This window comes from Streptomyces sp. NPDC005374 (genome assembly GCF_042872225.1).
Lineage (GTDB): Bacteria > Actinomycetota > Actinomycetes > Streptomycetales > Streptomycetaceae > Streptomyces.
Genome location: NZ_JBIAKA010000007.1, coordinates 46,701 through 62,134 on the forward strand (window position 1 = coordinate 46,701; position 15,434 = coordinate 62,134).

Below are 15,434 nucleotides of genomic sequence, written 5' to 3' on the forward strand. Positions count from 1 at the left end.
AGCATAGGTAACAATGAGCTAGGCTCCGCTGACCCTGACCATCTCACCTTCCGCAGGAGACCATGCCCCGCGATCACATCGACTGGACCCCCGCCCCCGGCACCTCGACCGACCAACCCCGTCAGGTGCGCCGTATCCTCCGGCTCTTCAAGCCCTACCGCGCCAAGCTCGCCGTGGTCGGCCTGCTGGTCGGCGCCGCCTCCCTGGTCACGGTGGCCACCCCGTTCCTGCTGAAGGAAACGCTGGACGTGGCCATCCCCGAGGGTCGCACCGGACTGCTCAGCCTGCTCGCGCTGGGCATGGTCCTGAGTGCGGTACTCACCGGCATCTTCGGAGTACTGCAGACCCTGATCTCCACGACGGTCGGCCAGCGCGTCATGCACGACCTGCGCACCGCCGTCTACGGCCGCCTGCAGCGCATGTCGCTCGCCTTCTTCACCCGCACCCGCACCGGCGAGGTGCAGTCCCGCATCGCCAACGACATCGGCGGTATGCAGGCCACCGTCACCTCGACCGCCACCTCCCTGGTCTCCAACCTGACCAGTGTGGTCGCCACGATCATCGCGATGGTCGCCCTCGACTGGCGCCTGACCGTCGTCTCGCTGCTCCTGCTCCCGGTGTTCGTGTGGATCAGCCGCCGGGTCGGCAAGGAACGCAAGAAGATCGTCACCCAGCGCCAGAAGCAGATGGCCGCAATGGCCGCGACCGTCACCGAGTCGCTCTCCGTCAGCGGCATCCTGCTGGGCCGCACCATGGGCCGCTCCGACTCGCTCACCCGGTCCTTCGCCGACGAGTCCGAGAGTCTGGTCGACCTCGAAGTGCGGTCGAACATGGCCGGTCGCTGGCGCATGGCCGTCATCGGGATCGTCATGTCCGCGATGCCCGCCGTCATCTACTGGACCGCGGGCATCGCCCTGCAGCCCGGCGGCCCGGACATCTCCATCGGCACCATCGTCGCCTTCGTCTCGCTCCAGCAGGGCCTGTTCCGCCCGGCCGTGAGCCTGCTGTCGACCGGCGTCCAGATCCAGACCTCGCTCGCGCTCTTCCAGCGCATCTTCGAGTACCTCGACCTGCCGATCGACATCACCGAGCGGGAGAACCCGGTCCACCTCGACCGCGTCAAGGGCGAGGTCCGCCTGGAGAAGGTGGAGTTCCGCTACGACGGCGGCGAGGGCGACGAGGCCAAGGACAAGCGGGGCCCCATCCTCGACGGCATCGACATCGACGTCCCCGCGGGCAGCAGTCTCGCCGTCGTCGGCCCGACCGGCGCGGGCAAGTCCACGCTCGGCTATCTCGTCCCGCGGCTCTACGACGTGACGGGCGGCCGGGTCACTCTCGACGGGGTCGACGTCCGCGACCTCGACTTCGACACCCTCGCGCGCGGTATCGGAGTGGTCTCCCAGGAGACGTACCTCTTCCACGCCTCGGTCGCCGACAACCTCCGCTTCGCCAAGCCGGACGCCACCGACGAGGAGATCGAGCAGGCGGCGCGGGCGGCCCAGATCCACGACCACATCGCCTCGCTGCCCGACGGCTACGACACCGTCGTGGGCGAGCGCGGCCACCGGTTCTCCGGCGGTGAGAAGCAGCGCCTGGCCATTGCCCGGACCATCCTGCGAGACCCGCCCGTCCTCATCCTGGACGAGGCGACCAGCGCCCTGGACACCCGTACCGAGCACGCGGTCCAGGAGGCCATCGACGCGCTCTCGGCCAACCGCACCACCCTCACCATCGCGCACCGGCTGTCCACGATCCGCAGCGCCGACCAGATCGTGGTCCTCGACTCGGGCCGGGTGGCCGAGCGTGGTACGCACGAGGAACTGCTGGAGAGGGACGGACGGTACGCGGCGCTCGTACGCCGGGACGCCCGACGGGATCCGGCGCACGGGGAGGCGCAACCGGAACCGGGAAACCGCGACGCGCAGCTGGAACCGACCAGCTGAACCGAGACCGACAAGCCGAAGATATGCCCGGAATATCACGGTATGAGGGTTACCGTGCCCGCATGCACATGAACACTCCGCCACGGAGCACGATTCGACTGACGCGCCGGGGCCGACTCGCCCTCATCGCGACCGGGGCCGTCGTGGCCGGCACCGCCGTGGCGGTGCCGTTGCTGAGCCTGGAGGGAGCGGGGGAGGGGGAGAAGAAGCCCACGACGCTGGTGATCCCTGAGGGTCGGCGGTCCGGGCAGATCTACGACGCCGTGGACAAGGCCCTCGCCCTGCCCCCGGGCACCGCCAAGAAGTCCCTGGCCAAGGCGCACCTCAAGCTGCCGAACGATGCCGAGGGCAACCCGGAGGGCTACCTTTTCCCGGCGACATACCCGCTGGAACAGAACGGAAAGAAGACCACGCCCGAGGCGCTGCTCGCGTTCATGGTGGACACCGCGAACAAGAAGTTCAACGGTGCCCCCATCGCGGCCGGCGCCCAGCGCAACGCGATGAACGTCTACCAGGCAGTGACCATCGCGAGCATCGTCCAGGCCGAGGCGGCCACCAAGGCGGACATGGGCAAGGTGGCCCGGGTCATCTTCAACCGCCTGGAGCGCGGGATGCCGTTGCAGATGGACTCCACCATCAACTACGCGCTGAACCGCTCCACGCTGCGGACGACCACCGCGGACATCCGGATCGACAGCCCCTACAACTCGTACCAGCGCATGGGCCTGCCGCCGACCCCCATCGACAACCCCGGTGAGGACGCCATGCGGGCCGCGATCTCCCCGACGCCGGGCGACTGGCTGTACTTCGTGACGGTGAAGCCGGGGGACACCCGCTTCACCAACAGTTTCGCGGAACACCAGCGCAACGTGGCCGAGTTCAACAAAGGGCGGCAGAAGTCGCCGCAGGCGGGGTGACTTGACGGGGCGTCAGGCGGCGACGGGCTCCGCCGTCAGCAGCCGCCTGATGTCCCGTACGGCGGCTCGGCCTGCGCGGTTGGCGCCGATGGTGCTCGCCGACGGGCCGTAGCCGACGAGGTGGATCCGCGGATCGGCGACCGCGCGGGTGCCCTCGACCCGGATCCCACCGCCCGGCTCGCGCAGCTTCAGCGGGGCCAGATGATCGACGGCGGGCCGGAACCCGGTCGCCCACAGGATGACGTCGGCGTCGACACGGCGTCCGTCGTTCCACTCCACGCCCTCGGGCGTGATGCGGTCGAACATGGGCCGGCGGTCCAGGACCCCCTCCGCGATCGCCTGCCGGACCGTGTCGTTCAGCGGCAGCCCGGTCACCGACACCACACTCTTCGGCGGCAGCCCCTGCCGCACCCGCTCCTCGACCAGCGCCACGGCCTCCCGGCCGAAGTCCTCGGTGAAGGGGCCCTCCCGGAACACGGGCTCACTCCTGGTCACCCAGGTGGTCGCGGCCGCGTACGGGGCGAGTTCCATGAGGTGCTGGGTGCCCGAGGCGCCCCCGCCCACCACGACCACCCGCAGCCCGGCGAACGCCTCGGGCCCGGGGTACTGCGCCGTGTGCAACTGCCGTCCCCGGAAGGTCTCCTGCCCCGCGTAGCGCGGCCAGAACGGCCGGTCCCAGGTGCCCGTCGCGTTGATCAGCGCCCGCGTCGACCAGGTGCCGTCCGAGGTCTCGACGAGCAGCCGGCCGTCGGTGCCCTCACTCGTCGAGCGCACCGCACGGACGTCGACGGGCCGCCGTACCCGAAGGTCGAAGGCCCGCTCGTACGCCGCGAAGTACTCGGCGATCACCTCCGAGGACGGCCGCTGCGGATCGGCGTCCGTGAGCTCCATCCCCGGCAGCGCGTGCATGCCGTGGACCTTGCCGTACGTCAGCGACGGCCACCGGAACTGCCAGGCGCCGCCGGGGGCGGGGGAGTGGTCCAGCACCACGAAGTCGCGCTCCGGCTCGAAACCGGTGCGGCGCAGGTGAAAGGCGCTGGACAGACCCGCCTGACCAGCGCCTACGACGACGACCTCGACCTCGCGCGTGTTGTTCACCTTTCTACCAACCGCGCGAAGGTCCTGGATCTTCCCGGATGCTCAGCGTCCGCCCGCCACCAGGATCGGTGCACCGGTCCGCGCACCCTTGTCGACCAGCCCGCGTGCCGCCAGCTCGGGTATCACGCCCTCGCCGAACCAGTACGCCTCCTCCAGATGCGGATACCCGGAGAGCACGAAGTGCTCGACGCCGAGCGAGTGGTACTCCTCGATCAGGTCGGCGACCTCGGCATGACTGCCGACGAGGGCCGTACCCGCGCCACCCCGGACAAGACCGACGCCCGCCCACAGGTTCGGGTGGATCTCCAACTCGGCGCGGGAGCCCCCGTGCAGGGCCAGCATCCGCTGCTGGCCCACCGACTCGCTGCGCCCGAGAGCGTTCTGCGCGGCCGAGATCGTGTCGGGATCCAGGTCGTCGAGCAGCCGGTTCGCGGTCGCCCAAGCCTCCGCCGAGGAGTCCCGGGAGATCGTGTGCAGCCGGACCCCGAAGCGGACCTCACGGCCCTCCCGCTCGGCCAGCGAACGGATCCAGTCGATCTTCTCCTTCACCTGTGCGGGCGGTTCGCCCCAGGTCAGATACACGTCCGCGTGCCGCGCCGCGACCGGCCCGGCCGCCGGGGAGGAACCGCCGAAGAACAACTGCGGCAACGGGTCGGGCGGCAGCGCGGTCAGCCCGCCCTCGACCTGGTAGTGGGCGCCGTCGAAGTCGTACGGCTGTCCCCGCCACACCCCCCTGACCACCGACAGGAACTCGTCCGTGCGGGCGTACCGCTGATCGTGGTCGAGACGGTCCCCGAAGCGCCGCTGTTCGGTGGAGTCACCGCCGGTGACGACGTTGAGCAACAGCCGCCCACGCGTGAGGCGTTGATAGGTCGACGCCATCTGGGCGGCGAGTGTCGGCGAGATCAGCCCCGGCCGGAACGCCACCAGGAACTTCAGCCGCTCGGTGTGCTGGGCGAGGGCCACCGTGGTCAGCCAGGCGTCCTCGCACCAGGTGCCGGTCGGGGTGAGCACCGCCTCGAAGCCCAACTGCTCGGCCGCCTTGGCTATTTGGACGAGGTACTCGATGTCCGGCGGCCGGACGCCGGGCACGTGCCCGGCGTGGTTCGAGCCGTAGGCGTGCCGGTCCACCAGAGTGCGGCCGTCGCCACCCGTGGGCAGGAACCAGTGGAGTCGCACGGTCATGGCGTCAGCCCTTCGAGGTGCGGGGCGGCGTGGTGGAGGGCGGCAGGTCACCGTTGTAGCGGCTGTCCACGAAGGCGCCGAAGTCGACCTTCTTCGGGATGAGCTTCAACGAGGTGAAGGCGTCCGCGATCTCCTGCTCGGAGGCGATCAGCGGCTTGTCGACCGCGACCGAGATCCGGCTGGCGTTGGTGCGCTTCACCGATGCCAGCGCCACCTCGTACGGCAGCCCGGTCTCCTTCGCCCAGACCTTGGCCCACTCCTCCTGATGGCCGTAGACCCAGGCGGTGGCCCGGCGCAGTCGGTCCAGGTAGTCCTTGATGGCGGCGGCCTTCTTCGTGTCCTTCAGCGCGCCGGGCGCCGCGACCTGGAAGGTCAGACCGTTGGTCACGCCCTCGCCCGTGGTCAGCACGCGGCCCTGCTTGGCCTGCAGGATCTGCGAGGTGTACGGGTCCCACACCGCCCACGCGTCGACCTTGCCGGAGGTGAACGCGGCAAGGGCGTCCGCCGGTTGGAGGTACTTGACCTTGACGTCGCTCAGGGTGAGTCCGGCGGCCTTGAGGGAGGCGACCAGTTGGTAGTTTGCCGACGAACCCTGGGCCACGGCAATCGATTTACCCTTGAGCTGCTCGGGCCCGCTCAGCTTCGAATCGTTCGGTACGAGGATGGCGTCGCCCTTGGACGTGCCGTGGAAGGCGGCCACCACCGAGATCTTCGAGCCGGCGCCGGCGGCGAACACCGGCGGGGTGTTGCCGACGCCGCCGATGTCGACGGCCTTGGCGTTGACGGCCTCCAGAAGCGGCGGACCGGAGGTGAAGGTCGACCACTTGATCTTGTAGTCGAGGTTCTTGAGCTCTCCGGCGGCACGCAGGATGGCCTCCGAACCGCCCTTCTGGTCACCGACGTTGAGTGTGAGGGAGCCCTTGCCGTCGGTGTCGCTGCCCGTACCGGCGGAGGCGTTTCCACCGCAGGCGGTGAGCAGCAGGGCGAAGGGGAGGAGCAGTGCGGCGGGGGCGAGGCGGCGTCGCATGGGGAGATCCGTTCTGTGGAACGTGGTTGACGAGCGGGTGAGTGCAACCCGGCTTTCGGGTGGGGGAGTTCAGGCGGCTTCGGCGGTGGTGTCGACGCCGAGGCGCTCCAGGAGCCGGCCCCGGATCTCCGCGAACCGGGGATCGGCGATGTCGCGAGGCCGGGCGAGGTCGATCTCCTGCTCGTGCGCGATGACGCCCTCGTCCATGACGAGGACACGGTCGGCGAGCAGGACGGCCTCCTCGACGTCGTGCGTCACGAGCAGCACCGCGCAGCCGCGGCGCTGCCACAACTCGCCCACCAGACGCTGGGCGTTGATCCGGGTGAGGGCGTCGAGCGCCCCGAACGGCTCGTCCAGCAGCAGGAGGTCGGGTTCGCGCACCAACGCCCTTGCCAGGGAGGCGCGCTGGGCCTCGCCACCGGACAGCGTCTTGGGCCAGGCGTCACTGCGGTGGCTCAGGCCGACCTCGTCGAGGGCCTGGTCGGCGACGGTACGCGCGGGCTTGCCGGGCAGGCCGAGCAGGACGTTGCGCCACACCTTCTTCCACGGCATCAGCCGGGGCGCCTGGAAGGCGACCGCCTTGCGGCGCGGGACCAGGACGGTGCCCTCGATGTCCCGGTCGAGCCCGGCGAGGACACGCAGCAGCGTGGACTTGCCGCAACCGCTCCGGCCCAGCAGTGCCACGAACTCGCCCGGACGGACGTCCAGTTGAAGGTTGTCGATGACGGCACGCCCGTCGAAGGCGCGGGTCAGGCCCTCGACCCGCACGGCGTGCGCAGGGCGGGCTGCCTCGGCCTGGGGCGTCCTGGATGCCGTGGATTTCTTGGGTGCTTCGACCCCGGGTGTCTCGGTGGACTCGGACACCTGGAGGGTCACCGGCCCGTGAACGTCGGTCGCCATTGCAGCAGCAGCCTTTCGAGGGAGCGGACGATGAGGTCGGCGAGCAGGCCGAGGAAGGCGTAGACGATCAGGCAGACCACGATGACGTCGGTGCGCAGGAAGTCCCGCGCCTGCACCATCAGGAAGCCGATGCCGGAGTCCGCGTTGACCTGCTCGGCGAAGACCAGCGCGAGCCAGGCGATGCCGAGGGAGTAACGCAACCCGGTCATGGCGCCGGGCAGCGCGCCCGGCAGGATGACATGCCGGACGAGTCCCCAGCGGGAGAGGCCGAGGGACTCTCCGGCCTCGATCAACTGGGCGTCGACGCCGCGGATGCCCGCGTACACGTTGAGGTAGAGCGGAAAGGTCACGCCCAGCGTGATGATGGCGATCTTCGGGGCCTCGCCGATGCCGAACCAGATGATGAACAGCGGGATCAGACCCACGAACGGCACGGTCCGCAGCATCTGCACCGGGGCGTCCACGATGTCCTCGCCGATCCGGAACAGGCCCGAGACGAGAGCGAGTCCGGTGCCGATGAGCGCGCCGAGGAGCAGTCCGCCCGCGACCCGCTGGAGTGAGGTCGTCATGGCCGAGGCCAGCGAGCCGTCGGCGATCAGATCGCCCCCGACGTGGGCGATGCGGCCGGGTGAGGCGAGGACGTCGGCGGCCAACACGCCTGTACTGCTGAGGAGTTGCCAGAGCGCGAGCAGCAGCAGGGGGCCTGTGGTGCGGCGCAGCCAGCGGGGGACGCGGGTGCGGCGGGAGGACGTGGGGACGATGGGTTCGAGGTCGACAGGAGCGGAGACGGGGTGGACGTCGCTGCGGACGGTCTCGCCAGGAGGGGGCTCACTGGGCGGAGTCCCGTTGGGGGGTGTGTCGCCGAGAAGACTGTCCGCGGGGTCAGCGGGGGCGGTTTTCGGAGATGATATTTCCGAAATATCGGGTTCGGGAGAGCCGGGCGGGGCATGGCTGATGCTCATGGATGCTCCACGGAGGGGACAGCGGCCGATGAGGGGAGGCGGCCAGGCGCCGCCACGTCAGCCGCGCGTCACGGATCGGAGATCAGCGCGGACTGGACGTACGGGTAGGGCGGAACGCAGGCGCGGAGAGGGCGAGAGAAGGCGTCAGCAGCCGCGGCGACACGCGGCGGAGGCCACCCGCAGCAGGTCGATGTGACCGCGCGTGGTGAGGAGAGCTGAACGCAACATGGGGCCGAAAGTAGCCAGTCGGCATGGCCACGGTCAATGGTGTCTCGCGGAGTGGACCAGTCGTATCGCAGGGTGAGCCGCGCAGGACGTGTGAATACGGGCGGAGGGGTGAGGATGGGGGCATGTCAGACGCCTTCACCACTCGAGTCCTGAACGTCGCCTCCGGATCGTCGGAGCGGATCGTCGACCTCACCGGCGACTGCGAGACCTTCCTGAGGGAGGTCGCGGCCGGCCGCGACGGCCTCCTCAACGTCTTCGTCCCGCATGCCACGGCCGGCGTCGCGATCATCGAGACGGGCGCGGGCAGCGACGACGACCTGCTCGCCGCCCTCCACACCCTTCTCCCCGCCGACGACCGCTGGCAGCACCGCCACGGCAGCCCCGGCCACGGCCGCGACCACGTCCTCCCGGCGATCGTCCCGCCGCACGCGACGCTGCCGGTGCTGAACGGGCAGCTGGAGCTGGGGACTTGGCAGTCGGTGTGTCTGGTGGATATCAACCGGGACAATCCGCACAGGCGGGTTCGGCTGTCGTTCATGGGCTGAGGGTGGGGCGGGCGTCCCGTCTCGGGCTCGAAGTGCACCCGTCACTTCGGCAGGTGCGCTTCCCGTGGTCGCCGGAGAGGGTGTCGCCGGCCCGGGGAGCGGGCCGCCGCCGGCGTCGGGCTGGGGGCAGATAGGGTCTGGGGCACACCGTGGTGCGGTTCCCGGTCGGGTGCCCGTAGGCCCACCGAGTCATGGGTGCACGCCGATGTGGTCGTGCGTGTCCGGATCGCGCGGTGCGGGGTAGCCACTCGGGCGCCCCGCACCGGTGGGGAGGGTCAGGCCGCCTGGCCCACGGCGGCCTCGTCGAGGCGCTTGCCTCTCGGGATCAGGAGGGCGAGCAGGCCCCCGACGGTGACACAGCCGACGACCAGCCAGAGTCCGTCGGTGAAGCCCGTGTCCAGGTAGAACTGGGTGCCGTGCAGGACCGTCCCGTGCTGGGCCATGACGACGAAGGCCAGTTGGGAGACGACGATCTGGGCGACGCCCTGGCCGAGCGTCTGGGCGCCGTTGGCCAGGGCCTGCTCCTCGGGAGTGACCACCTCGATGATCATGATGGGGATGACGGCCACGACCACGCCGGTGCCCAGACCGGCGATGACGCCCATCCCGATGATCTGGCCGGCGCTGTGGTGGAGTTGGGTGCCGATGGCGTATCCGAGCACCGCGAGTCCGCTGCCGGTGCCGAGCAGGATCCGAGCGTCCATCCGCCGGGCCAGATAACCGGTGCCGACGGCCCCCACGATGATCATGGCGCTGATCGGGCTGGAGACGATGGCGTTGTGCGTGCCGGACCAGCCGAGTCCCTCGGAGACGGTGGGGATCTTCGGCATCAGTATCAGCAGTTGGATGACCACGCCGACGGCGCTGAGCGAGCCGGCCGCGACGGACGTGGCCAGCAGTACGCTCCACACCGAACGGCGCCGTGTCATGGAGAGCGGGAACAGCGGCTCCGCGACCCGGCGTTCGACGAACACGAAGGCGATCAGCACGACGAAGGATCCGGCGACGTAGGCGAGGAACCTGCCGCTGCTCCAGCCCCAGTGCGAGCCCTGGCCGACGGCGTAGACGAGCCCGGTGACCCCGCCGCCCAGGAGGATCCCGCCGGGCCAGTCCATCCGTCCGCCGCGCTCACGGACCGGGCTCTCCGGGACGAGGACGGCGACCAGCAGGAAGCTGACGGCGGTGCTGATGGCCATGAACCACAGCACGCCTCGGAAGCCGTGGTTGTCGAGGAGCCAGCCGGACAGGAAGGGCCCGCCGAAGGCGACGAGACCCACCCCGCCCGCCATGATGCCGCTGGCGAGACCGACCCAGCGGCGTGGGAAGACATCCCTGGTGATCGCGTAGGCGAGCGGGGCGGCCGCCGCGTAGATGCCCGCGATGCCGCGTCCGATCAGCAGGGTGCGGTAGTCGGTGGCGACGGCGGCGACCAGGTCGCCCACGAGTCCGAGCCCGGTGGCGAAGAGCAAGGCGCGCTTCTTGCCGAACAGGGCCGCCGCCTTGATCACGAACGGCAGGAAGAACGTTCCGGTCAGCAGGGTCATCAGGGTGAACCAGGCGATCTGGGTGGTTCGGAAGTGGATCGCCACCTCGGCCTGCGAGACACCCGACAACGCGGCGACGAGCGAGACCAGTTGGACCGACCACAGCAGCGCCACGACGACGAGCGCGTTGCGGGTGCTGGAGCGTGTTGCCTCTGGAGGGGGCACGGGCGCGGTCTGGATCTGGGACATGAGGACCTTCCCTGAAAGGTCGGAGACACACGCGGTGGCCCTATGCCAGGTCACGGGTCCTGTGCCTCGCCGGAGCGGACAACGGTCGAGAGCCTTGGATGCTCTTCGGCCAGCCGTAAATTAGACCCAGCGGTCGATATAATCAATAGGGCTGTCGGGTGTCTAGTTTGTACCTTGCGGTATAAACTGCTCGATCGCTGCAGGGGTATTGAGTGTACCGATCGGTCAAAGTATGGTTCCGTGCGCAACGCTGCCCGCTTGCCCTCGTGCACGAGCCGCAGAAGGAGCCCTCACCATGGCCACGATGAAGTCCGTGAAGACGGGTGCCCCGAACACGATCGACGTCGTGGAGGCCGAGCGCCCGGTGCCCGGTCCCAAGGACGTCCTCGTCCGGATCCGCGCCTGCGGCATCTGCGGCACCGACACCTTCTTCGTCGAACTCGGCGGTACTCCCTACGGACCCGAGGGCCCCACCGACTCGGTCGTTCCGCTGCCCCTCGGGCACGAGCCGGCAGGTGAGATCGTCGAGGTCGGCGCCCAGGTCGACGGGCTGAAGGCGGGCGACCGGGTGGTGGTCAATCCGCAGGGCGTTCCCTCCGGCATCATCGGCTGCGGTGGTGCGCACGGCGGTATGAGCGAGTACCTGCTCCTGGAGGATGCCGAGGTGGGCAGGACCGTGGCCGTCGTCCCGGACACCCTGCCCTTCGACGTGGCCTCGCTGAACGAACCGATGGCCGTCGCCCTGCACTGTGTGAACCGCTCCGGGGCGACCCCGTCCGACAAGGTCCTCGTGTTCGGCGCCGGGCCCATCGGCCTGGGTGTCACCATCTGGCTGAAGCTGCGCGGGGTGCAACACGTGGTGGTCGCCGACGTACTCCCCGAGCGCTTGGACACGGCGCTGGAGATCGGCGCCGACGCCGTGATCGACTCCGCCGCCGAGGATGTCACCGCTCGGCTGGTCGAGTTGCACGGCGAGGCCGCCAACGCGTTGGGCCAACCCCGCGCGGGCACCGACCTCTACATCGACGCGGCCGGCGTCCCGGCCGTCTTCAACTCCACCGTCGACGCGGCCAAGTGGGGCGCCAGGCTGGTCATGGTCGCCCTGCAGAAAAAGAGCGCCGACCTCGACCTCGGCGGCATGCTTCGCAGCGAGCTGACGCTCATCTCCTCCCAGGGCTATCCCACCGAGATCTTCGAGGTGACTCCCGAACTCGCCGCACACCAGGAGAGGTTCGCCCGACTGATCAGCCACCGGGTGCCGTTCTCCGACGTCACCCGGGCCTTCGACCTGGCCCGCACCCCCGGCGCCGCCGAGAAGGTCGTCGTCACCTTCGACGACCCCGAGTAGGCGGAAGGGCGAAAAGGGGGGTCGCATCGACGTAGTGGGTGACGCGTGACGCACCGCTGCCCGGGACAACGGCGAGGCCGTCCCGGGCAACGGTTGCGAGCGAGGTGTTACGAGATGTCGCGGGGTGTTACGGAGTCGTCAGATAAGCCCTTTCGATCGTCTGGTTCAGGGTGTTGCCGTCCCGGTCGGTGAGTTCCGCGCGCAGGGAGACGGAGCCCGCCTTCGCGGGGTGCTTCAGGGACAGGTGGGTGCCGCCGACGGACTTGGCCGACTGCCAGGTGGTGCCGTCGTCGTACGACACCTGGAAGGCGAGCTTCGCCGGGTGCTGTCCCGCCGCCGCGCCCTCGACGGTGAAGGGGACCTCGAAGCGCTTGCCCGCCTTCGCCGTGCCGGCGAGGGTCAGGTCGGGGCTGAAGCGGATCGTCGACAGCGGCACTGCGGCGAAGTCGCCCTCGGGGGTGGCGGCCGAGTGGAAGGTCCACTCCACGTGGACGCGGGTGCTGACCCCGTACACGGCCGGGTCGCGCGAGTGGTCCACCGTCAGCTTGTAGGCGGTGTCCTGCGCCGGAAGCGTGTACTCGGTGAGACCGTCGGTCACCGGGGTGTCGTAGTCGTCGGGGATCTCCTTGCCGTTCGCCTCCAGCCTGGACGTCCCCGAGGTCATGTAGCTGATGCCCCAGTGCCCGGAACCGTCGCCGAACAGCGGCAGGTATGCCCTGAGGGTGTTCCCGGAGCGGCCCGCGCCGGGGTAGCCCCTGGCGACTCCGATGTCCTCGGGCCGGTTCATGACCGGTCCGAACACGCCCACGGCGAACCGCTCCTGGTAGGTGCGGCCGGCCTGCCAGGTCCTCGGCATGCGCATCTGGAAGCCCTCGAAGACCGAGTCGCGGCCCTCTCCCGAGACCTGCCAGGTACGCAGCGACCACTTCACGCCGTTGTCGAGGATGTACTCGGTGCTCCGGAACGGCAGGTCCCCGCGCATGTCCGCCCAGCTGGCCACCAGCCGGCCGTCGGGCAGGTGTGCGGTCACCTCGGCCTGGACGCGCCGGCCGTCGACCGGCTCGCCCACCTGGAGATTCACCTTGGCCAGTTGCTTGCGCCCGACCTTCGCGGTGAAGCCGTCCAGGCTGCCCTCGCGGTACCAGCCCAGGTTGTAGTTGACCGGCTTGCCGTCCTTGTCCTGGCCTGCCCAGCCGCCGGAGTACAGGGACGTCAGCCCGTCCACGGATCCGTCCGGGCCGAGCCGTCCGAACCGGGAGCCCTCGAAGGTGGGCAGCAGGAACTGGAGGGAGGCGTCGTTCTCTCCCTCGCCGCGTCCATAGCCGACCGCGACCGAGGCGTCGTTGTTCACGGCGGCCGGGTCCGGCACGGTGATGTCCACCGGCTTCGCCTGGCGCGCGTCGACGTCGACCGTCGTGTCCTTGTCCAGCCGCAGCCTGGGCTGGATCAGCACCGCGTGTTCGGCGGACGACAACGACGGGTGGATCATCCCGGTGAGGAGGTAGTCGGCCTTGGGCAGCCGTACCGTCAGCTCGCCGTCCTGCTCGTCGGCGTACTCGGCGTAGAAGTCGCCGTAGAGGTCCGAGACCGAGGTGAGGGCGTCGGCGGTCGCCTTGCCGTCCTCGTCGGTGTGCCTGAGGGTGAGCGAGTACGACTCGACCTCGCGCTCCACGCCGACGGCGGACCGCACCTGCACCTTGCCGTCGGCCGAGGTGGCAGACACCGAGCCGCCGAAACTGCCGTCCGCGGTGCCGGCACGGGTGTCCGCCGTGACCTCGGCGCTCGCCTCGCCGCCCGCCGGTACGGTGATGCGCTGCGGGGAGACGGTGAACATGCCCTCGGCGGCGGGCTTTTCGTCCACCGCGTAGGCGTCGACGGACAGGTCGAGGGTGACCGGCTCGGTACCGAGGTTGCGGTAGGTGAGCTGCTTGGTCACCGTCTTGTCGTCGTCGTGCGGCCACTGCTGGACGCCGAAGTCGACCGGCCCCTGCTCGGTGACGACGCCCTGGTCCAGTGCCCGGACCACGTCGACACGTCCGGTGCCCTGCTGGAACGAGCTGTACGCGCCCGGCTTCGCGGAACCGGTCAGTACCGCCTTCAGGCGCTCGCCGCCCCAGCCGGGGTGCTGCTGCGCGAGGAGCGCGGCGGCGCCCGCGACATGCGGGGTCGCCATCGAGGTGCCGTCGAGCGTGAGGTACCCGGGGACGTCGGAGGGATTCCACTCCTCCAGGGAACTGCCCGCGGCCGCCGCGGCCGTGATGGCGACACCGGGCGCGGTCAGGTCCGGCTTGACCCCGCTGTCGCCGACGCGCGGACCGCGGCTGGAGAAGTCGGCGAGCGCGTCGGACTTGTCGACCGCGCCGACGGTGAGCGCGGACGCGGCGCTGCCGGGCGAGCCGACGGTCCGTTCGCCGTCGCCCTCGTTGCCGGCCGCGATGACGAAGAGGCTGTCCGACTCGGCGGAGAGCCGGTTGACGGCCTCCTCCATCGGGTCGATGCCGGGGGAGTCGGTGCCGCCCAGGCTCAGGCTGACGACGTCCGCGCCCTGGGCCACCGCCCACTCCATGCCGGCGATGATCCCGGAGTCGGTGCCGCCGCCGTTGTCGTCAAGGACCTTGCCGTTGAGGAGCTGGGCGCCCGGCGCGACCCCCTTGTACTTCCCGCCCGACTTCGCGCCGCTGCCGGCCACCGTGGACGCCACGTGCGTGCCGTGGCCGAACCTGTCGGTGGTGGTGCCGGTGCCGCTGAAGTCCTGCTCGGCAACCACCTTGCCCGCCAGGTCGGGGTGGCCGGTGTCGATGCCGGTGTCCAGTACGGCCACCTTGGTGCCGGTGCCGTCGAATCCCGCGGCCCAGGCGGTCGGCGCGCCGATCTGCGGAACGCTCTTGTCCAGAGAGGCCTGACGTCTGCCGTCGAGCCACAGTTTCTCCACACCGGCCGAGGCGGTGAACTCCGCTGTCCCCGCTGCGGAGTTGTGGGTGAGCGTCTTCCAGAACTCGGTGCCGCGCTTCTTCGCGGAGCGCATCGCCCTGCCGTTGACGACGGGCAGCTGACGGCCCATCCGTGCCCCGGCCTCGGTGAAGGGGCTCGTCGAGGGGGCCTTCTTGCCGCGGAACGTGACGATCAGCGGCAGGTCGGAACGGCCCTTGTCGTCGTAGCCGTCCTTGACCAACTGGGTGACGTCGAACAGCCGTGGGTCCAACGCGCCCTTGGCCAGCAGCAGTTCGGCGTCACCGGGGACGACCCGGGTGTGCCCGGCGACGACCCGGACCGAGAACGGCACGCGCTGACGGCCCTCGGCCCGCTCCACCCCCGAGACCTGGCCGGTGCCGTCCACCCGGACCCGGTCACCGGTGACCAGGGTGACCGTGCGCACCGCGGAGGCCGTACGGGCGCTCTTCCCGGTAGGGGCGTCGACGGCTCCCGCGCCGGCCGGCAGCCCGGCCAGTACCAGGGTCACCGAAGCCACTCCCGCGGCCAGGGACGCGTGTCTGCGGCGTACGCGTAACTCCATCTGAACTCCAGTTCGTTGGTGAATCAACGGGGGG

General features: G+C 70.0%; 12 protein-coding genes. 4 read left to right on the forward strand and 8 right to left on the reverse strand.

Annotated elements, in window-relative coordinates; translation table 11 throughout:
* The first annotated feature begins 62 nt into the window (after positions 1 to 62).
* Positions 63 to 1,943, forward strand: coding sequence for an ABC transporter ATP-binding protein (locus ACFYRX_RS18950; RefSeq protein WP_389100951.1), 1,881 nt, complete (start codon positions 63 to 65; stop codon positions 1,941 to 1,943).
* Positions 1,944 to 2,005: 62 nt separating this feature from the next.
* A complete protein-coding gene (gene mltG, locus ACFYRX_RS18955; protein ID WP_389100953.1) occupies positions 2,006 to 2,860 on the forward strand; it encodes an endolytic transglycosylase MltG in 855 nt (284 codons plus the stop codon).
* A 12-nt stretch (positions 2,861 to 2,872) separates the two neighbouring features.
* Here mltG and ACFYRX_RS18960 read toward each other — a convergent pair whose 3' ends face one another.
* The 6 genes from ACFYRX_RS18960 to ACFYRX_RS18985 all read right to left on the reverse strand — a co-directional run bounded on the left by ACFYRX_RS18960 (position 2,873) and on the right by ACFYRX_RS18985 (position 8,260).
* A complete protein-coding gene (locus ACFYRX_RS18960; protein ID WP_389100955.1) occupies positions 2,873 to 3,958 on the reverse strand; it encodes an NAD(P)-binding domain-containing protein in 1,086 nt (361 codons plus the stop codon).
* 42 nt (positions 3,959 to 4,000) lie between these two features.
* Entirely contained in the window at positions 4,001 to 5,143 is a 1,143-nt protein-coding gene (locus ACFYRX_RS18965) for an LLM class flavin-dependent oxidoreductase (RefSeq protein WP_389100957.1), read from the reverse strand.
* 4 nt (positions 5,144 to 5,147) lie between these two features.
* Positions 5,148 to 6,170, reverse strand: coding sequence for an ABC transporter substrate-binding protein (locus tag ACFYRX_RS18970; protein ID WP_389100959.1), 1,023 nt, complete (start codon positions 6,168 to 6,170; stop codon positions 5,148 to 5,150).
* Positions 6,171 to 6,239: 69 nt separating this feature from the next.
* The gene (locus ACFYRX_RS18975; RefSeq protein ID WP_389100961.1) at positions 6,240 to 7,070 is read right to left on the reverse strand and encodes an ABC transporter ATP-binding protein; all 831 of its coding nucleotides are present in this window, start codon (positions 7,068 to 7,070) and stop codon (positions 6,240 to 6,242) included.
* The gene (locus ACFYRX_RS18980) at positions 7,043 to 8,032 is read right to left on the reverse strand and encodes an ABC transporter permease subunit (RefSeq protein WP_389100963.1); all 990 of its coding nucleotides are present in this window, start codon (positions 8,030 to 8,032) and stop codon (positions 7,043 to 7,045) included. The genes ACFYRX_RS18975 and ACFYRX_RS18980 overlap by 28 nt, the downstream gene beginning before the upstream one ends.
* A gap of 144 nt (positions 8,033 to 8,176) precedes the next feature.
* Entirely contained in the window at positions 8,177 to 8,260 is an 84-nt protein-coding gene (locus ACFYRX_RS18985; protein WP_349817350.1) for a putative leader peptide, read from the reverse strand.
* Positions 8,261 to 8,382: 122 nt separating this feature from the next.
* On the opposite strand from ACFYRX_RS18985, the gene ACFYRX_RS18990 reads away from it, so the two are divergent.
* Entirely contained in the window at positions 8,383 to 8,805 is a 423-nt protein-coding gene (locus tag ACFYRX_RS18990; protein ID WP_389100965.1) for a secondary thiamine-phosphate synthase enzyme YjbQ, read from the forward strand.
* 275 nt (positions 8,806 to 9,080) lie between these two features.
* On the opposite strand, the gene ACFYRX_RS18995 is transcribed toward ACFYRX_RS18990, so the two are convergent.
* Entirely contained in the window at positions 9,081 to 10,538 is a 1,458-nt protein-coding gene (locus ACFYRX_RS18995; RefSeq protein WP_389100967.1) for an MFS transporter, read from the reverse strand.
* 295 nt (positions 10,539 to 10,833) lie between these two features.
* Between ACFYRX_RS18995 and ACFYRX_RS19000 the strand changes: the two genes are divergently transcribed.
* Entirely contained in the window at positions 10,834 to 11,886 is a 1,053-nt protein-coding gene (locus ACFYRX_RS19000; RefSeq protein ID WP_389100969.1) for a zinc-binding dehydrogenase, read from the forward strand.
* A 127-nt stretch (positions 11,887 to 12,013) separates the two neighbouring features.
* Here ACFYRX_RS19000 and ACFYRX_RS19005 read toward each other — a convergent pair whose 3' ends face one another.
* Positions 12,014 to 15,400, reverse strand: a complete 3,387-nt coding sequence (locus tag ACFYRX_RS19005) for a S8 family serine peptidase (RefSeq protein WP_389100971.1) — start codon at positions 15,398 to 15,400, stop codon at positions 12,014 to 12,016.
* Positions 15,401 to 15,434 lie beyond the last annotated feature (34 nt).